Origin of the sequence: Aquimarina algiphila (genome assembly GCF_947494415.1) — a bacterium.
GTDB lineage: Bacteria > Bacteroidota > Bacteroidia > Flavobacteriales > Flavobacteriaceae > Aquimarina > Aquimarina algiphila.
The window spans coordinates 64,670-81,187 of record NZ_CANLVC010000002.1 but is presented as its reverse complement, the minus strand read 5'-3'; the positions used below and the strand labels follow the sequence as shown (position 1 = coordinate 81,187).

Here is a 16,518-nt window from a genome sequence, read left to right as displayed (position 1 = left end):
TGAATATTTTTTGAATTTATAATTATAAGTAATTCATAGTATGTTATTTCAAAAAATCACACTTTTTGATCTTGAATTTTTCCTTGTAACATTTTAATCTCATCCCTTAGTCGAGCTGCAGTCATAAAATCTAGTTCTTTTGCGGCTTTTTCCATTTCCTTTCGAACATTTCGAATGCGGGTTTCGAGTTGTTCCTTTGTATAATATAATGTTTCTTCTTCTGCAGCTTGTAATGTAGGAGCGTTTTCAAAAGTATAAGGCTCAACCTTTTTGCCAGCAAGAGCATTGTCTAATGATTTTTTGATAGCTTTAGGAGAAATACCATGTTTCTTATTGTAAGCAATTTGTTTCCCTCTTCTATACTCTGTGTCATCTATTGTTTTTTGCATACTATCAGTAATCTTATCCGCATACATAATCGCTCTACCGTTTACATTTCTGGCAGCTCTACCAACAGTTTGAACCAAAGATCTTTTGTTTCTTAAAAAACCTTCTTTATCAGCATCCAAAATAGCGACTAGTGATACTTCTGGTAGATCTAGTCCTTCACGAAGTAGGTTTACACCGATGAGCACATCAAAGATTCCTTTTCTGAGATCTTGCATGATTTCTACTCGTTCTAATGTATCTACGTCACTATGAATATATCTACATCTAACTTCTATTCGTGTTAGGTACTTTGCTAATTCCTCTGCCATTCTTTTGGTTAGAGTAGTAACCAAAATACGTTCATCGACTTCAATTCTCTTTTGTATTTCTTCGATAAGATCATCAATTTGATTCAAGCTGGGACGTACTTCGATTATTGGATCTAATAATCCGGTTGGTCTTATGATTTGTTCTACATATGTTCCTTCACTTTTCTGTAGCTCATAGTCGGCAGGTGTTGCACTAATATATAAAACCTGGTTTTGTATCGCTTCAAGTTCTTCAAATTTTAATGGGCGATTATCCATTGCAGCAGGAAGCCTGAACCCATATTCTACAAGATTTTCTTTTCGAGAACGGTCTCCACCATACATAGCATGGGTTTGAGGTACTGTAACATGACTTTCATCAATAATCATCAGATAGTCATCAGGAAAGTAATCCAATAAACAAAATGGTCTTGTTCCAGGAGCTCTTCCATCAAGATAACGAGAGTAATTTTCTATTCCAGAACAATACCCTAATTCTTTAATCATTTCGAGATCAAAATTAGTGCGTTCTTCAAGTCTTTTGGCCTCTAATGGTTTTCCTATTTCTTTAAAATATTCTACCTGCTTACCCAAATCTAATGCTATTTGATCAATAGCACCATTCAATACTTCAGGAGAAGTCACAAACATATTGGCAGGATAGATATTTAATTGATCATACTTTTCAATGATTTCATTAGTCTGAACATCAAAAGCTTCAATTTCTTCAATTTCATCTCCAAAAAAATGTACTCTAAATGCATCATCAGCATACCCTGGGAAAATATCTACAGTATCTCCTTTTATTCTAAAATTCCCATGCTTAAACTCTGCTTCAGTTCTGGAGTATAAACTTTGCACTAAGCGATGTAATAGAGCGGTTCTGGATACAAATTGTCCTGCTTGTATTGAGATTACATTTTTCTGAAATTCTACAGGATTACCAATACCATATAAGCATGATACAGATGCTACGACAAGTACATCTCTTCTTCCTGATAACAATGAGGAAGTTGCGCTTAGTCGCATTTTTTCGATTTCATCGTTGATAGATAAATCCTTTTCTATATATGTTCCCGAAGTAGGAATATAAGCTTCAGGCTGGTAATAGTCGTAATACGAAACAAAATACTCTACAGCATTCTTAGGAAAAAACTGTTTAAACTCTGAATAAAGTTGTGCCGCAAGCGTTTTATTATGAGCTAATACCAAGGTAGGGCGTTGTACTCTTTCAATTACATTGGCAGCAGTAAAGGTTTTTCCTGAACCTGTGACTCCAAGAAGTGTTTGATATTTTTCATTTGCCTCTATACCTTCTGCTAGTTGTCGTATAGCTTCTGGCTGATCTCCGGTAGGCTTGAATTCAGATTCCAGTTCGAACTTCATTGTATATTCTTTCTTTTTAAGAATAAAGATACTGAATCAAAACACATATGTAGAGCTATTTATTCTTAAAAATATCTAATGATGTTATTCGTTTTAAGAAAATTGAAATTCAATACGATTCGATCCTAAAATATTATGAAAATGTATAGGTGAGGCTACTTGATGTAGTACAAGTAGCCTCTTTACTCAAATAAAAAACAACATAGGGAATTATAAATAGATTAATTGACTCATTTAATATTGATAAAGTCGTATCAGAACTCACCATTTGTGTTCACATTTTGCAGATAAACTATAGTATAATTTTAAGTGTCATTTTCTACATTCGATATGATCCTTTCTACTATGCTCTTTATTTTTTTATCAAGTTTCTTTATATAATCATTATCACTAGAGTTGTAATATTTATATTCTTTATTATTAAAGCGTAAGGTGGTAATTGATCGGTCTAATCTTTTTTTAAATATTACATCTTGATGAGGATCTTCATCCAGTATATTTTTTAAAGTTTTAATTTCTCGATTATCTAATTTCCTGTTTATGTTTTTTACAACAGGAACATTACTTATTCCGGAATAAGAAATAGAACCATCATTGTATATCCATAAATCATAAACTGGACATTTGCCGTGACAAGGGCTTTTGGAATAGTAAATTATAGCTTCTTTTTGAGAAGAAGTATTTAGAGTTTTTTGTACAGTGTTACAGGAGAAATTTATACATATTAATATAATAATAAAAGGTTTCATAATCTTATTTGTTTTGATTGCTCGGACTTTTTCGACTAGTTACAGGATTATCTTTTTAATTTTTATGGAGTCTACAATGAGATTTGTTCTTATCCCCTATAGAGTTTGCTCTTTTCCATGATCCAGGACTTGGTAGAAAGTTTCTGTTACTCTTAGCGATGTTTCCTCTTATGTAGTTTCGTAGTTTTATCATTTTATCATCATCATACATGATTTGAATTTTTTGTTCGGCTTTGCTATTTCCTGATACACCTTTTTCTCTTGTTGTAAATGTTGCAAAAACTTCAGCAATATCTTCACCAGGATTTGTAGATGCGTATTGGGTTACATATCTATCTTTATATTTATCATAAAATGCCTGTGCTTCAGTTTCGCTATTTGCATTTTGAAATTCATCCCAGATATCTGCCCAGTGCTTTTTTTGAAGTTGATTAATGTTCGAGTTATCTCTTGCACAACCTTCTCCTGTATAAAAATTTTGACAACTACTTTCTTCAATAGAAGAGTCAACCTGTGTATCATCCAAAGTAATGATATGTCCAAATTCATGTATTATCGTATATGCAAGTTCTCCTTTTGCATTAAATCCACCCTCGTAAGCATAATCTATTGCGATCCCCATTTGCCATTTAGAAAGATCTTTTGTGCGTTCTACTACGTAGCCAAGAACACCTTCTTCTTCGCTTTCATCACCATAATAAATCATGAATTCATTCATTTTTGATCGATAATCAAGAGGAATAATTTTTTTTGTAAGGTTCCATATTTCTTGATGCTTTTTAATGTCTTTTTGTAATACTAAAGCATTTCCTGTTACGTCAAAATCCTTTTGCTTTATAATATTTTCTCCATCAACTTTATAGAGTGTCAAATTTTTTAATGAGTTATCTTCATTTTGATTATTATCGGTACTTTCTATGGGTTTTGCTCCGTCATCATCATTACTACAGGACAGGATAGAGAAAGTTATAATACTTAAAAAAACCACTAATATGTAATTCCATTTTTTCATAGGATACTTTTTAATTTAAATGTCTTTATATTCTAAAAACAAATGAATTTTAAAAGACCCTACTTTTTTTTAAAAGTGGTGGCTACAGATAAGAAAATTTTATTTGCGAAGTTTATTATCGAATTAAGGAAAAACTTCCGGTAAGAATTCTACCATCATCTAATTCTACACGAAACCAATATTGACTTGAAGGCATTATTTGACCGTTATATATACCGTCCCAGCCAGAGCCTCCTGCTCTTAATTGCTTAAGTAATTTTCCATGGCGATTGAAAATGAAAATTAAAGAATTAGACATGACCTCGGTAGATATTCCTTCAACATTCCAAGTTTCATGAAAGCCGTCTCCATTAGGAGTAAAATATTTTGGAAAACCAACAACAGAAATATCTTGTGTAATTTCAGGGACACATCCGTTTTTATCTCTTACATAAATCGTATGAAATCCCGGGGGTACATTTGTAAAAGTGGGATCGTCTTGATAGTTACTCAAAACTCCTTCTATTTCGATAGCATATTCATAGTTTCCTAGACCTACTGCATTAACTGTGACGGTATTATTATCTCGAGCATCATTGATATCTATAGATTGTATGGTTGCTATACTGGAAGCAATTACGTTTATAGTTCTGGTTTTAGAACACCCCGTCAGATTACTCGTAATTTGGGCGGTATAAATTCCTGGTTGTCTAACAGAAATGGTTTGACTAGTTTCATTGGTGGACCATAATATTGTAAAATCACTAATGTTACCGTTTAATGGTATACCGGCATCAATATCGATACTGGTTTCATTTTGACATAAGAAATATGATGTGTCTGCTTCTATTTGAGGGAGAGGTATTACAAAGAGGCTAATACTACTAATTCCAAAACATGCTCCATCACTTTCTTCAGCTTTAGCGTAAATAATATCATCTCCTTGAGTATTTTGTGTCGTATTTGTATATGTTGTGATAGGATTTCTATTTAATAATGCGTCTTCTGTACTTTCGTAATAAGAAATTGTAAGTCCGGTAGTTGTTATTCCAAATAATACTTGAGCATTTGCTTCTGTAAGATTAAAAGTAGTAAATCCATCTTCTAGACCATCATCGTCACAAGCTCTAAGTTCTACATCATTTACATCCGTAGTACTTACTTCTAATGTAACGGATGTAATATCAAAGCAATTAGGATTTCTTGTATTTAATACACGAGCATAGATTTGCTGATTATTCATACTGTTTTCGAATCTATCTTCATTATTTATTCTAGGAGTTCCTGCCATAGCAGAAGTCATATCATTAAAAAATTGAGTGCTATACTCTGAGTTTCCACCCGTAAGTTGATCGTCAATTGTATGTAAATCAAATATAGTAATGTTATCTCCGCTGGTTTGATAAGCATCACATTGTGTCATAGTTGCTGGAGCGGCTACAGGAACATCAAAGAAGGTAGCATTTGCAACTCCGATTAATGGACAACTACCATCATTAAGATCAATTTCTAATCTATAATTGCCTGTTGAAGTAATATCTAAAAAATTAGTGGTATTTGCGGTAGGAGCGTCATTAATAAACCAGGTATATGTAGCACCTGGAATATTGAGATATGATAGTCTATAAGTATCACCATCACAGAGAGGAAGATTTACATCATTTGGATTACCATTATTGATAATATCAACAGTCTGTGCAAAAATAGATTGAATGAATGGAGGTAACCCCAACCTAACATTTCTGGTCCCGTCTACATTAACTAATATTCCTTTTTCGTTATAAATTACATTATTACCTAATTCTTCTGGGTTTTCTATAACCCCAAGATAACTGCCTTGCTCTGACGCAAAATTAAAAAGAGCTCGATATATTTTTCCATCTGGACCTAATTGTAGTGCTCCTTCATTAAAATCAAATGAATCCTGACTATTCTCATTTTGGATTCTGATTCCGCTTGCAGCTATTTGATTATCAGGGAGTGATAAATCGTATTGCATAAGAAAGCTTCTTCCATTTCCTTCATCTCCAAAACCAATCGTACTGTAAAGCCGTTGTCCGCTCTGTGAAAACTCTATTCCATATGGAGAATCTCCATTATAAAGTTCAATTTCATTAGATACGATTCCTGTAGTATTGTCAAAATTATATAATAAAACTTTTCCTGGCCCATTTCCTGCAGTGACAGTGGCAAAGCCAAAATGTGCCACAGCAATTTTATCTCCCTCTGGGGAAGCTTTTATATATCCTAATGCATTACGGCGATATCCAGAGAGGGGCACAGTAACTCCTACACGTGAGTTTACCGGAGTAGTATTAACGCCAGTTTGATCTACCTTAAAAGCATAAAATGTATCTACAAAATGAGTAATTACCCAGAATGAATCACAATCATCACTTTTAATAGCGGTTATCTTTTCTGAACATTTATATGCATTATCCAGAAGTCCAGATGTATTATAAGTAACCAATGGCATGTTCTTTTGTCCGGGAACAACTGCTCCATTTCCTCCATTTAGAGACATATCTACTATAGAGAACATAAAACCATCATTTACGCCATCTCCATCAGATGTTAGAGGATCTGTATCTGCATTATCGTGATGAGGTTCATCTACGGTAAAAATGATATAGATATTTGGTGTATTGGGTTGCGGAACAATTAAAGCAGATGAAGTACTCGAAGGATCTCCTTTCAAACCAGTTCCATTATCCATAATATTATGAAACCGATCCCAAACAGTGATTCCGTCAGTATAAAATAATAATCCCCCGGTAGCATCAGAAATTGTGGTGCATCCTTCTAAAGTATCTATTTGGCCATTAGTAAGAGCAGTAGGAGGGGTAGTATTAAAACTGATCCCTGCATTTTGCCCAAAATACCAATTATTAGCCTCTCCTTGACTTAGTGCCGAGAAGTAAAAAAAGGAAATAATAATAAAAACGGCATAAATATTCCGCATACTTGAGCTCTAAAACTCAAATATATTATAAATCTCTCTTTTTAAGTAATCTGTAAGAAAGATTGATGAAAATTGCTGTCCAAACCAATACAATTAAGATCTCATACCAATGTACAGCATAATCACTTTTAAAATTTTCTCCTAACTGATTTGCTGCAGACTGTACAAAATTTAATCTGGTAAAAGGTTCATTAACCAGGTTACTCATGCTTTCTAAAGGAAGAAAAGGTATTATTTTATCAATGATATCCGAATCAAATTTCCATTTAAATAGACTAGAGAGTAATCGGACTAACCCTTCTATAATTTGCCAGAATATTAAAAACCCTAAGGCAAAGGCAGATCTTTTGATTAAAATACCAAGGAACATACAAAATGAAAAGAAGCCTACCAATTTTAAGAAGTAAGCAAAAATGAATTCTATCCCCGAAAAGACAATTGAAAACTCATTGTAATCAGAAAAGATCAATCCAAGAATTAATGATACTATGAATAAAAATACGGTCGAAATAAGAGAAAATACTACAACGGTAAGAAACTTTGATGCTAAAAATTCTTTTTTACTTAATCCATCGATCAAATTTTGTTTTAGTGTTCGATTGGTATATTCATTTGCCATAATAGACACGATAACAATCGCCAGAAAGAGTTTTAACCATGCTGCGATATAGGCATTAAAATGCCAGATATATGGAAAGTTAAAGATTCCTTGATCTGCCAAACGGAAGTTTACTCCTCCAAAGCTAAATTCATAAGAAGCAATCAATGCAATGGCTGTAATGAGCACAAAGTATGTAATCGTTAATACTTTGGCAGCTTTATTATACCTTAATTTTTGAAATTCTATATTGAGTAGTCGTAACATGGCTTTAGTTTAAATTGTTGGTTAATTGTAAGAATTGTTCTTCGAGGCTTTCTTTTCGTTTTACCAGGTGCGTAAGAACTATCCCTTCTTTAAATAATTGCCTGTTAAGACTTTCTGCATCTAACTCATGTGCTAAAAACGCAATAATTTTATTATCATCCTCTTCTTTAAAGTTTTTAAAATCTTTATGTTTTGATAACCAGGCTACCAAAGCTGATTTTTGTTCGCTTTTAAGCTCAAAGAACCCATAACTTGCGTTCATTTCATCTACTGGTCCAGAATATAATTTTATCCCTTTTCTTATAATAACTACATGACTACATACTTTTTCTACTTCATCCAGTAAATGAGATGCCAAAAGAATAGTAGTTCCCTGAGATGCGATTTTTTTTATGATTTCTCGGATTTGGTGTATTCCTTGAGGATCGAGTCCGTTTGTAGGTTCGTCCAAAATTAAAATTTCCGGATCATTTAACAATGCAGAAGCAATCGCCAGACGTTGCTTCATTCCCAGAGAAAATGTTCTGAATTTACTGTCTTTACGATCTAGTAATCCCACAACTTCAAGTTTTTCCTCAATTTTTGCAGCAGAAACACCTTTGATTTGGCATACTAGTTTTAAGTTTTGCGCAGCGGTCATGTATGGATAAAAGTTGGGACGTTCTATAATTGCTCCAACTTTTTTTAATGCATCATGCGTTGATGTGTTTCCATCAAACCAGGTAAACCCACCAGAAGTACTATTAACAACATTAAGAACAATTCCCAAAGTAGTGGATTTACCACTTCCATTTGGTCCTAGAATCCCATACACATTTCCCTTTTTTATAGTAAAAGAGAGGTCTTTGACGGCTGTAATTGGTCCAAACTTTTTAGTAAGGTTATTTATGGTCAGTATATTTTCCAATTGTAATTGTTTTTGGTGGTTATATAAAACAAGACGACAAGTATAGAGATTTGTTACAAGATAGTTGATAGTTATTCGTGGATTATTCTTAGTTTTTAGAATTTGGATTTGAAATTTGTAAATTGCTTCTCTTAGAGAAAGTCTGTTATGGAAGAAAAATTAATGTCGAAGAAAAAACCGACGTACCCTATAAATGATCAATTAGATGCTTACTTGCGTGAATGTAATCGAAAAATCAAGATTCCTGTGTTTTATGATGATTTGTTGAGGTTTTCGGGATCAATAGTAGTTTACGATAGTAATGATGAAGATACGCTGTGGGTGAGAGTATATTATGAAGAGCACGAGAGAGTAGAGATAGAGTCAAGTCTTAAAAAAGTATATACAATCTTACATTCTGATGGTAATGAAGATGCTATTGAATTTTTAAATATTGATGCTATAGATTATTGTACGTTTGGAAATTCAAAGCCTTTTAGAATTAAAGTTAGAAATATCCTGAATGATAATTATACCTATGTTTATGTGAAAAAAGCGGATGCTTCGCGTATTTATGGATTAGAATTAGAACATATGTTTTCTCCAAACCGTATTAACTTTTTAGTATATAAAAATACGCTGATAGAAGAACATATTGCAGGGATTCCCGGAGATGTATTTATTAAGGATTTCTTGCCAGATCTAAGCGATCAGGCCAAGTCACAGATAGCCAAAGAATTTGTGAAATTTAATGAACGATGTCAGATGCGGTTGTTGGGTGATATGCGTTCTTATAACTATGTGATCATACCGATTCATGATTTTGATCATGTTGAATATAAAATACGTGCTATCGATTTTGATCAACAATGTTTTGAGGGTAAATTAAAGGTATATCAACCACAATTTTTTAAAGAAAATTTTGATATGGTGGATATTGTGATGAATAAATTACAACCCAGTTCTATCGAACAATATAAAAAAGAAGAACGTTCTATTCTTGCCAAACGAATATTAACATCCAGATCAAGATATGAAACGTTGGTTGATTGTATGTGTGAAGACACGATTTCTACACAAGAAAATTTGAAAGAATTAAGGGAGCATTTATATAATTTTACCCTTGACTTAAAATTTCGTCGTAGTCGTTCTATGGGAGAAGTACTAAAAACTGCAATGGATTTTGTACGACGTAATTATGAAAATGTAAATATGAATAGATTGTTGGAAGGCTGAAGTCCGAAGCCAGAAGCTTTAGATTGGATGACCGGGGGTCGGAAGCTAGAAGCTGTATGCTTATAGTGAAAAGTGGAAAACTGAAAATTAGAAGCGCAAAAAAGGTTGAAATAGGATGTCTGAGTTCATAAGTTAAAAGGCAAATGTTAGGAATGGGATGTCCAATAATTACTTCGGACATCCGACTCCAAGCTCCGGACTCTTTTTTACCTTTTCTTAAGTCCCTCAACTTCTTTCTGAAGTTTCTCTATTTTTTTATTTTGAGCAATCATATATAGCGTAAGCTCTTCAATTTTTTGAAGAAGTTTTGCATTCATTTCTCCTAGTTGTATCCCTTCTTTTTCTACTTCTACAGCAGAAGGAATATTTGGTAAATGTCCTTTCGTTGCAATATGATACTCTACTTCCTGTAATGATAATAGCTCATAATCATTTTCAAAAACATAATCTGGCCAGCCAGTTAAATCTACTTTTACTTCTTTTGCATGTATTTTACCATTTACAGCCAGTTTGGAGTCAGGTGTCGTTGTACCTATTCCTACGTTACCATTTCCTTTAATAACTAATCTTTTACCAGAATTAGTCCAGAATTCTAAATCATTATTTCCATAGACGTACATTCCAAAATTGTTGGGGTTATTAGCAGAAATACTACCATCGGAGCCAATAATACCAAGGCTAGTACCATTGTTTTTAAATAGTAAATAATTTTTATCTGGGGCATTTGGATTAATTGTTATTGCTCCACCTAAGCCTACACTACCATTTTCTTTGATTAATAAGCCATTTGTAGTGCTATTAATGTTGAGTCGTAAATCTCCCCCCTCATTTTGCCAAAATTCGGCACCATTACCGCCATTGTATGCTCCTGAAAGCTTTATTAATGGAGAGCCTGGTGATTTTACTCTAAATTGTAGATAATCATTTAGAGAACTTGAAACATCTAATAAATAGGAAGGACTTGTTGTCCCTATACCTACATTACCAGTTGCAGGAAAAGTGTTTTGTGCTACACTGTTCAATGATATCAAAACACATGACATCGATAGAAAAATTATTTTCTTCATAAATTAAAAATTAAATAAATAATGATTTTAATGTAGGGTAGGAATTCGATGGCTAAGATATATAAATATGTTTTTCTTTACCACTAAACGCTGATGTTTTTAGGAATCTGAGTTAGAAGTCAGAAGACGGAGGTCTAAAGAAAATATAAAAAACGGAAAAATTGGTCATCCTAATATAAGGAAAGAGCAATATCATAACTCAAACTTCTAACATCTGGCATCGGTCATCCGACTTATAAAACCCCAATTCCCAAAAGCAATGCAAAAACAATGAGAAAGACTCCCACGACTATTTGTATTGTATTGATAGTAATTTTTTTAAGGAATTTGTTTCCTATATAAGCTCCAATAAAAGCCATTGCTGTCGCGAGACCAAGCATTGTGTAATTAAGCTGATTGCCTAACTCCAAAATATCTTTTGCGTATACTGCAATTCTTGAAACATCGATAAAACAAGCAATAACAACTCCTGTCGCAATAAAAGCTTCCTTACTTAATTGAGCTCGTATTAAAAATGCAGTACGCAAAGCTCCCTGATGACCAGACATACCCCCAAAAAAACCACTTAACGCACCTCCAAAAGGTAAATATTTAGTGTCAAATTCTAATCTTTTTAGTTTTGGAATTAAGTCAAATAGAGAAAAAAAGATCAGTAAAACCGAAATACATATTTTGATTACCGTGATTTGATACGATTTGTCAAAAAACTGATAAGTAAATACCGGTTCTAGATTCGTGAGTTTACCAAGTGTGTATGCACCTAAAAAAGCAAATAAAATTGCAGGTAGCCCAAAACGCAATACTGTTTTAATATTAGCTTTTTTACCTACCAGTGTAAGTTTAAATAGGTTATTGAGTAAATGTACTATTGCGGTAAGTGCAATTGCAATATCAATAGGAAAGAATAAAGCAAAAACAGGCATCAATAATGTGCCTAAACCAAAACCAGAGAAAAATGTTAACCCCGATCCTAATAATGCTACAATACCTACTATAATGTAGTCCATGGTTTATTTAAATGCTTTTACCTTAGACTTTCACCTTCTATTTTTCGGCTTCAGGTTTTAAGTCTTTTGCTCTTTGTTAAAATATACCAAATAGTAATACATCTGTTTTTCTTCATCCCATCCTTTTTCTACAAACTTCTCAGCAGATTCAGGATTTATAAAGTCCATTTTGATTTGGACATTAGTATCCAGATTGATTACATTTTTCATCTTCTTACGCGCAGCGGTTACGGCATTGTTAGCTATAGGAAAAGAAGTGAGATCCTCGATTTGATATTTAGGAGCTTTTTCGGTTTTGTAATGCTTAAACTCGGGAATAAGGTCTGGGTTATCGATTACTTCATTTAAGAAAGCTGATTCTTCAAACTCATCGTTTTTGGCAAAATGATTCACTGCGCGATTCATAAACATTACCTCTTCTTTTTTATCTTCGGCAGGAAGTACTACATCTTTGGCAAAGTCCTGGCAGAATTTCATATACTTCTTTGTATAGAAATTTTCATCGGCAAAAGCTTCTACACCTAAGAAATTTTCTAACCAATATTTTGTGTCATAGCGATTAGAATCTACAGATAAAATTTTATATCCTTCTTCTTTTTTGTGATTGAAAATCAAACACCCTTTGTCTAATTTATTTAAGTTTACTCCTTGTTGAATCAATAATTCTATATTGGTTTCTCCTTCTTCAAACTGAAGGAAGTCATGTTTTAATTCAGATTTAAAGATTCCAATAGCATCAACTTTTTCATTATCTATAGCTACATTGTCTAAATAGGTTACATAGACCTCTCCACTTTTGATATGTGGATGGTTGGATTGTTCATATAATAGAGAAGCAATTCTTTTTGACCTTTCATGAACAGAAGAAGGGTTTTCAAAAATCTCGGTTACAATCTTGAATAAAGGGTTGAATTCTACATCTACTTCATTAGCAAATTGAAAATAGTTTTCTTCTTTTTCTCTAAAAGGTTTAAAAAAATACTCTTTTAGAATTGCTGTTAGCTCATCATTAACCATGTAAGGTGATTCCGAAAGAAATATATTTTCACCTTTGTTTTTATTTCCTATTTTATGAACAGAAAGAGATTCAATTTGAGTGCTATATAAGTTGATCATAGTTTTTTAAGTTTCATAGCTACAAAGTAGCAAAGTTGTTGAGTAATATTAATTCGAAGCTTTAATCGGTTTGATAAAAACCAGAATTAGTTCCAGTTTTCATCAAAGCCAAGATCATCATATTCGTCGAGGTCCATAAAACTTTCATTTTCTTCACCATTTAAATCATCTGCTTTGAACTCCTTTTCAGGAGCATTGTCAGGTAATTGACCATGTACAAACATTATATTTGGATATTCTCTTCCGTTTTCATATTCTGCAATTTCTGCCAGTTCTACCAAAAACGTCCACATACTCAAAAAATCATAGATATAAATTAGTTTGGGAGAAGCTTCATGAGCAACGTCAATAAGAGTAGTTTCATTCATTAAACGAACAGGCTGATTGCCATCGCTCATATCAAATAATGATATTTCTTCACCTTGATTCCATTGATCATCACTAATATAAAAGGATGCCATTTCGGTTCCGTCAAAACCAAAAGATTGTGTAATTACATTGTGAAACTGCTCTAGAGTAGCTTCTTGTTCTATTTCGATATCTCTAAATACATCTTCTTCTGTATCCAGGATAACTCTAAAACGATAAATCATTCTTAATTAATTTGGAAAAACAAAGATACTATAAAAGCATTGTTATTTACTAAAACGGTGTAATGAAAAAGTCATTGCCCCAAGTAAGAAAAATGCAACAACTTGATGTAACACTCCTAATGTGATTGGGACCCTATATACTAGAGTGAAAATACCCAACAAAAATTGAATACCAACTATAATTAGAATTATATGCAATGAATTAGTCTGGATTTTATTTTTTTCTACATGCTTACCTTTATACCAGACTAGTACAATGAACCCTACAACAATATAAGCTAAATAGCGATGTATGAACTGTACTCCACTTTTTCCTTGGATAAAATTCATTATTGTTGGAGATTGCTCTATATATACTGATTCATGAATTAGTGCACCATCATTCATTAAAGGCCAATGATTATGTAAAAAACCGGCATCAAGACCAGCTACAAATGCACCATAAATAATTTGAATAAGTAATATTCCTAAAGTCCATCTCAGAAGGTTTCTAAATTTAATATTTATATTTTTTTTCACTGGATATATAAGATCTAGAGCAACCCAAAGTGTATATGCGAAAGTTATAAATGCAGAGGTGAGGTGCATAGCGAGTCTGTAATGACTTACATCAGGTCTGTCAACCAATCCACTTTTTACCATAAACCAACCAAGAAAGCCTTGAAAACCTCCCAATAGCATAAGAATTATAGATTTTCTAATTGTGGATTTTGTAAGTTGTTTAGTGATTAAGAAATATATAAAAGGAATAATAAATACAACGCCAATAAATCTTCCAATAACTCGATGTATCCATTCCCAAAAGTAGATATCTTTAAAATCTTCAAGAGTAAATTGGTTGTTTATTTTTTGGTATTCAGGGTATTGTTTATAAAGATCAAAGGCTTCATTCCACTCTGTTTCATTCATTGGAGGAATTGTACCCGAAATTAATTTATAATTAGAGATAGATAATCCTGAATGTGTAAGCCTTGTAATACCTCCTACAACTACCATAATAAAAATTAATAAACATCCTGTGAGTAGCCAGTATATTACTTTATTATTGTCTTTTTTCATTTTTTTGTTATAAAAAGACTCTGAGATATTAAGAATCTTAGAATCTAAGATGGTATAATTTTATTAAGAATCTTTAATTTTTTTGATATAACTAACTAGCATACGCTCAATTTCTCTTGTACCTTCAAATAAAATATTGAAGTTGTTTTCTTGTAAAAAAGAAAGATTTTTGCCTATTTCTAATTGAGTCTGTAACTCGAAAAGTGAACTTATTGCAATGTTTAAGAATCTTAAGTAATCATTTTTGCCCATTCTTCCATATCCTTCAGCAATATTACTTGGGATTGATACAGATGCTCTTCTGATTTGAGAAGTCAATCCATATAGTTCTTCCTTTGGAAATGTTTTTGTTTCAATATATATTCTAGTGACTAATTCCATTGACTTTTACCAAATGATTAAGTTTCTGAATGTACTCATGATTCACTATGTATTTGATTAAGTCTCAAAAACTATAATGTTATAATTTTTTTGAAACTTAGATTCTTTGTTCCTTAGCTACTTTTTAATCCTAACTCTTTTCCTTTTTTTATCATAAAATCATATGCAGCATCATGATCATTTAATATTTCCCCTTCCAAAATCGCTTCTTTGATTGCTTCTTTGATGATTCCAATTTCTCTGGAAGGTCTAATATTAAAAGTCTTCATAATTTCTTCTCCTGTAACCGGAGGTTGGAAATTACGAACTTGATCACGTTCTTCTACCTCTACCATTTTTTGCCTTACAACCTTAAAGTTATGATGATACTTTTTAAATCGTTTGGGATTCTTGGTGGTGATATCTGCTTCGCAAAGCGTCATTAATTCTTCGATATAATCTCCAGCATCAAAAATTAGCCTTCGTACTGCAGAATCGGTAACTTCGGATGCGATTACAATAGGTCTAGAGCTCATAAGTACCATCTTCTGAACGAATTTCATCTTTTCATTCATCGGCATTTTTAGGCGCTTGAATAGCTTAAATACCATTTTAGATCCCACAAATTCATGTCCATGAAAAGTCCATCCCACTTTTTTGCTGAATTTTTTTGTGGGAGCTTTACCAATATCATGTAATAATGCAGCCCAACGTAACCAGAGATCATTTGTGTTTTGAGATATATTATCCACAACTTCTAGGGTATGATAAAAATTGTCTTTATGACGTTGTCCTTCAATCTCATCAATTCCTTTTAAAGCCATTAATTCTGGAAGGATGTAGGATAGAAGTCCTGTTTTTTCGAGTAATTTAAAACCAACAGAAGGCTTGTCGCTAAGAAGAATCTTATTTAATTCTACAACAATTCGTTCTTTTGTAATGATTTTAATACGATCCTTATTATATGTTATAGCTTTTAAAGAAGTGGTTTCAATTTTAAAATTAAGTTGAGTCGCAAAACGAATTGCTCTCATCATTCGTAGTGGATCATCAGAGTAGGTAATGTTTGGATCTAGCGGAGTACGAATTATTTTTTCCTGTAGATCCTGTAAACCTTGGAAAGGATCTAATAAATCCCCAAAATTTTTATTTGATAAATGAAGGGCGAGAGCATTAATAGTAAAATCTCGTCTATTTTGGTCATCTTCAAGCGTACCGTTTTCGACTACTGGATTTCTGCTATTTTCTGTATATGATTCTTTTCTTGCTCCTACAAACTCTACTTCAATATCATCTAATTTTAGCATTGCAGTGCCATAGGTTTTAAATACCTGTACTTTGGGTTTATTGGGAAGAAGATTAGAAACTTCTTTGGCCAATTTAATACCACTACCCACAGCGACAATATCAATATCTTTGGCAGTTCCTCTTTGTAAAACGTAATCCCTAACGAATCCCCCTATAACATAGCTCTCTAATTTTAGATGTTCTGATGCCTGGGTAATCGTTTTAAAAATTGGATGTTGTAGAGCGTCTTTGTAATTTTTAGCTTCCGACATGAATC

14 protein-coding genes are annotated in these 16,518 nt (G+C 32.7%); 1 reads left to right on the top strand and 13 read right to left on the bottom strand.

What is annotated here, in order from left to right:
* Window positions 1–56 precede the first annotated feature (56 nt).
* The 6 genes from uvrB to PQF96_RS02855 form a co-directional block, all read right to left on the bottom strand.
* The gene (gene uvrB / locus PQF96_RS02880) at window positions 57–2,063 is read right to left on the bottom strand and encodes an excinuclease ABC subunit UvrB (protein ID WP_109437100.1); all 2,007 of its coding nucleotides are present in this window, start codon (window positions 2,061–2,063) and stop codon (window positions 57–59) included.
* 305 nt (window positions 2,064–2,368) lie between these two features.
* Window positions 2,369–2,812 (bottom strand): DUF6438 domain-containing protein, encoded by a 444-nt coding sequence (locus PQF96_RS02875; RefSeq protein WP_271765023.1) that lies wholly within the window; start codon window positions 2,810–2,812, stop codon window positions 2,369–2,371.
* A gap of 55 nt (window positions 2,813–2,867) precedes the next feature.
* Window positions 2,868–3,824, bottom strand: a complete 957-nt coding sequence (locus tag PQF96_RS02870; RefSeq protein WP_271765022.1) for a zinc-binding metallopeptidase — start codon at window positions 3,822–3,824, stop codon at window positions 2,868–2,870.
* A 115-nt stretch (window positions 3,825–3,939) separates the two neighbouring features.
* The gene (locus PQF96_RS02865) at window positions 3,940–6,765 is read right to left on the bottom strand and encodes a T9SS type B sorting domain-containing protein (protein WP_271765021.1); all 2,826 of its coding nucleotides are present in this window, start codon (window positions 6,763–6,765) and stop codon (window positions 3,940–3,942) included.
* Between the two features lie 25 nt (window positions 6,766–6,790).
* Window positions 6,791–7,630, bottom strand: coding sequence for an ABC transporter permease (locus tag PQF96_RS02860; RefSeq protein WP_109437096.1), 840 nt, complete (start codon window positions 7,628–7,630; stop codon window positions 6,791–6,793).
* Between the two features lie 4 nt (window positions 7,631–7,634).
* Window positions 7,635–8,537, bottom strand: a complete 903-nt coding sequence (locus PQF96_RS02855) for an ABC transporter ATP-binding protein (protein ID WP_109437095.1) — start codon at window positions 8,535–8,537, stop codon at window positions 7,635–7,637.
* A 147-nt stretch (window positions 8,538–8,684) separates the two neighbouring features.
* Between PQF96_RS02855 and PQF96_RS02850 the strand changes: the two genes are divergently transcribed.
* Window positions 8,685–9,752 (top strand): hypothetical protein, encoded by a 1,068-nt coding sequence (locus PQF96_RS02850; protein WP_109437094.1) that lies wholly within the window; start codon window positions 8,685–8,687, stop codon window positions 9,750–9,752.
* Window positions 9,753–9,958: 206 nt separating this feature from the next.
* Here PQF96_RS02850 and PQF96_RS02845 read toward each other — a convergent pair whose 3' ends face one another.
* The 7 genes from PQF96_RS02845 to PQF96_RS02815 form a co-directional block, all read right to left on the bottom strand.
* Window positions 9,959–10,819, bottom strand: a complete 861-nt coding sequence (locus tag PQF96_RS02845; protein WP_271765020.1) for a tail fiber protein — start codon at window positions 10,817–10,819, stop codon at window positions 9,959–9,961.
* A gap of 233 nt (window positions 10,820–11,052) precedes the next feature.
* Window positions 11,053–11,826: a sulfite exporter TauE/SafE family protein gene (locus PQF96_RS02840; RefSeq protein ID WP_271765019.1), complete on the bottom strand. Its 774-nt coding sequence runs from the start codon at window positions 11,824–11,826 to the stop codon at window positions 11,053–11,055.
* 57 nt (window positions 11,827–11,883) lie between these two features.
* A complete protein-coding gene (locus tag PQF96_RS02835) occupies window positions 11,884–12,942 on the bottom strand; it encodes a nucleoid-associated protein (RefSeq protein ID WP_109437091.1) in 1,059 nt (352 codons plus the stop codon).
* Between the two features lie 86 nt (window positions 12,943–13,028).
* Entirely contained in the window at window positions 13,029–13,535 is a 507-nt protein-coding gene (locus PQF96_RS02830; protein ID WP_109437090.1) for an IS1096 element passenger TnpR family protein, read from the bottom strand.
* Window positions 13,536–13,577: 42 nt separating this feature from the next.
* Complete coding sequence (locus PQF96_RS02825; RefSeq protein ID WP_109437089.1) at window positions 13,578–14,594, bottom strand: COX15/CtaA family protein; 1,017 nt, start codon at window positions 14,592–14,594, stop codon at window positions 13,578–13,580.
* 63 nt (window positions 14,595–14,657) lie between these two features.
* Window positions 14,658–14,975: a four helix bundle protein gene (locus PQF96_RS02820; RefSeq protein WP_271765018.1), complete on the bottom strand. Its 318-nt coding sequence runs from the start codon at window positions 14,973–14,975 to the stop codon at window positions 14,658–14,660.
* 113 nt (window positions 14,976–15,088) lie between these two features.
* Complete coding sequence (locus PQF96_RS02815) at window positions 15,089–16,513, bottom strand: CCA tRNA nucleotidyltransferase (protein ID WP_271765017.1); 1,425 nt, start codon at window positions 16,511–16,513, stop codon at window positions 15,089–15,091.
* Window positions 16,514–16,518 lie beyond the last annotated feature (5 nt).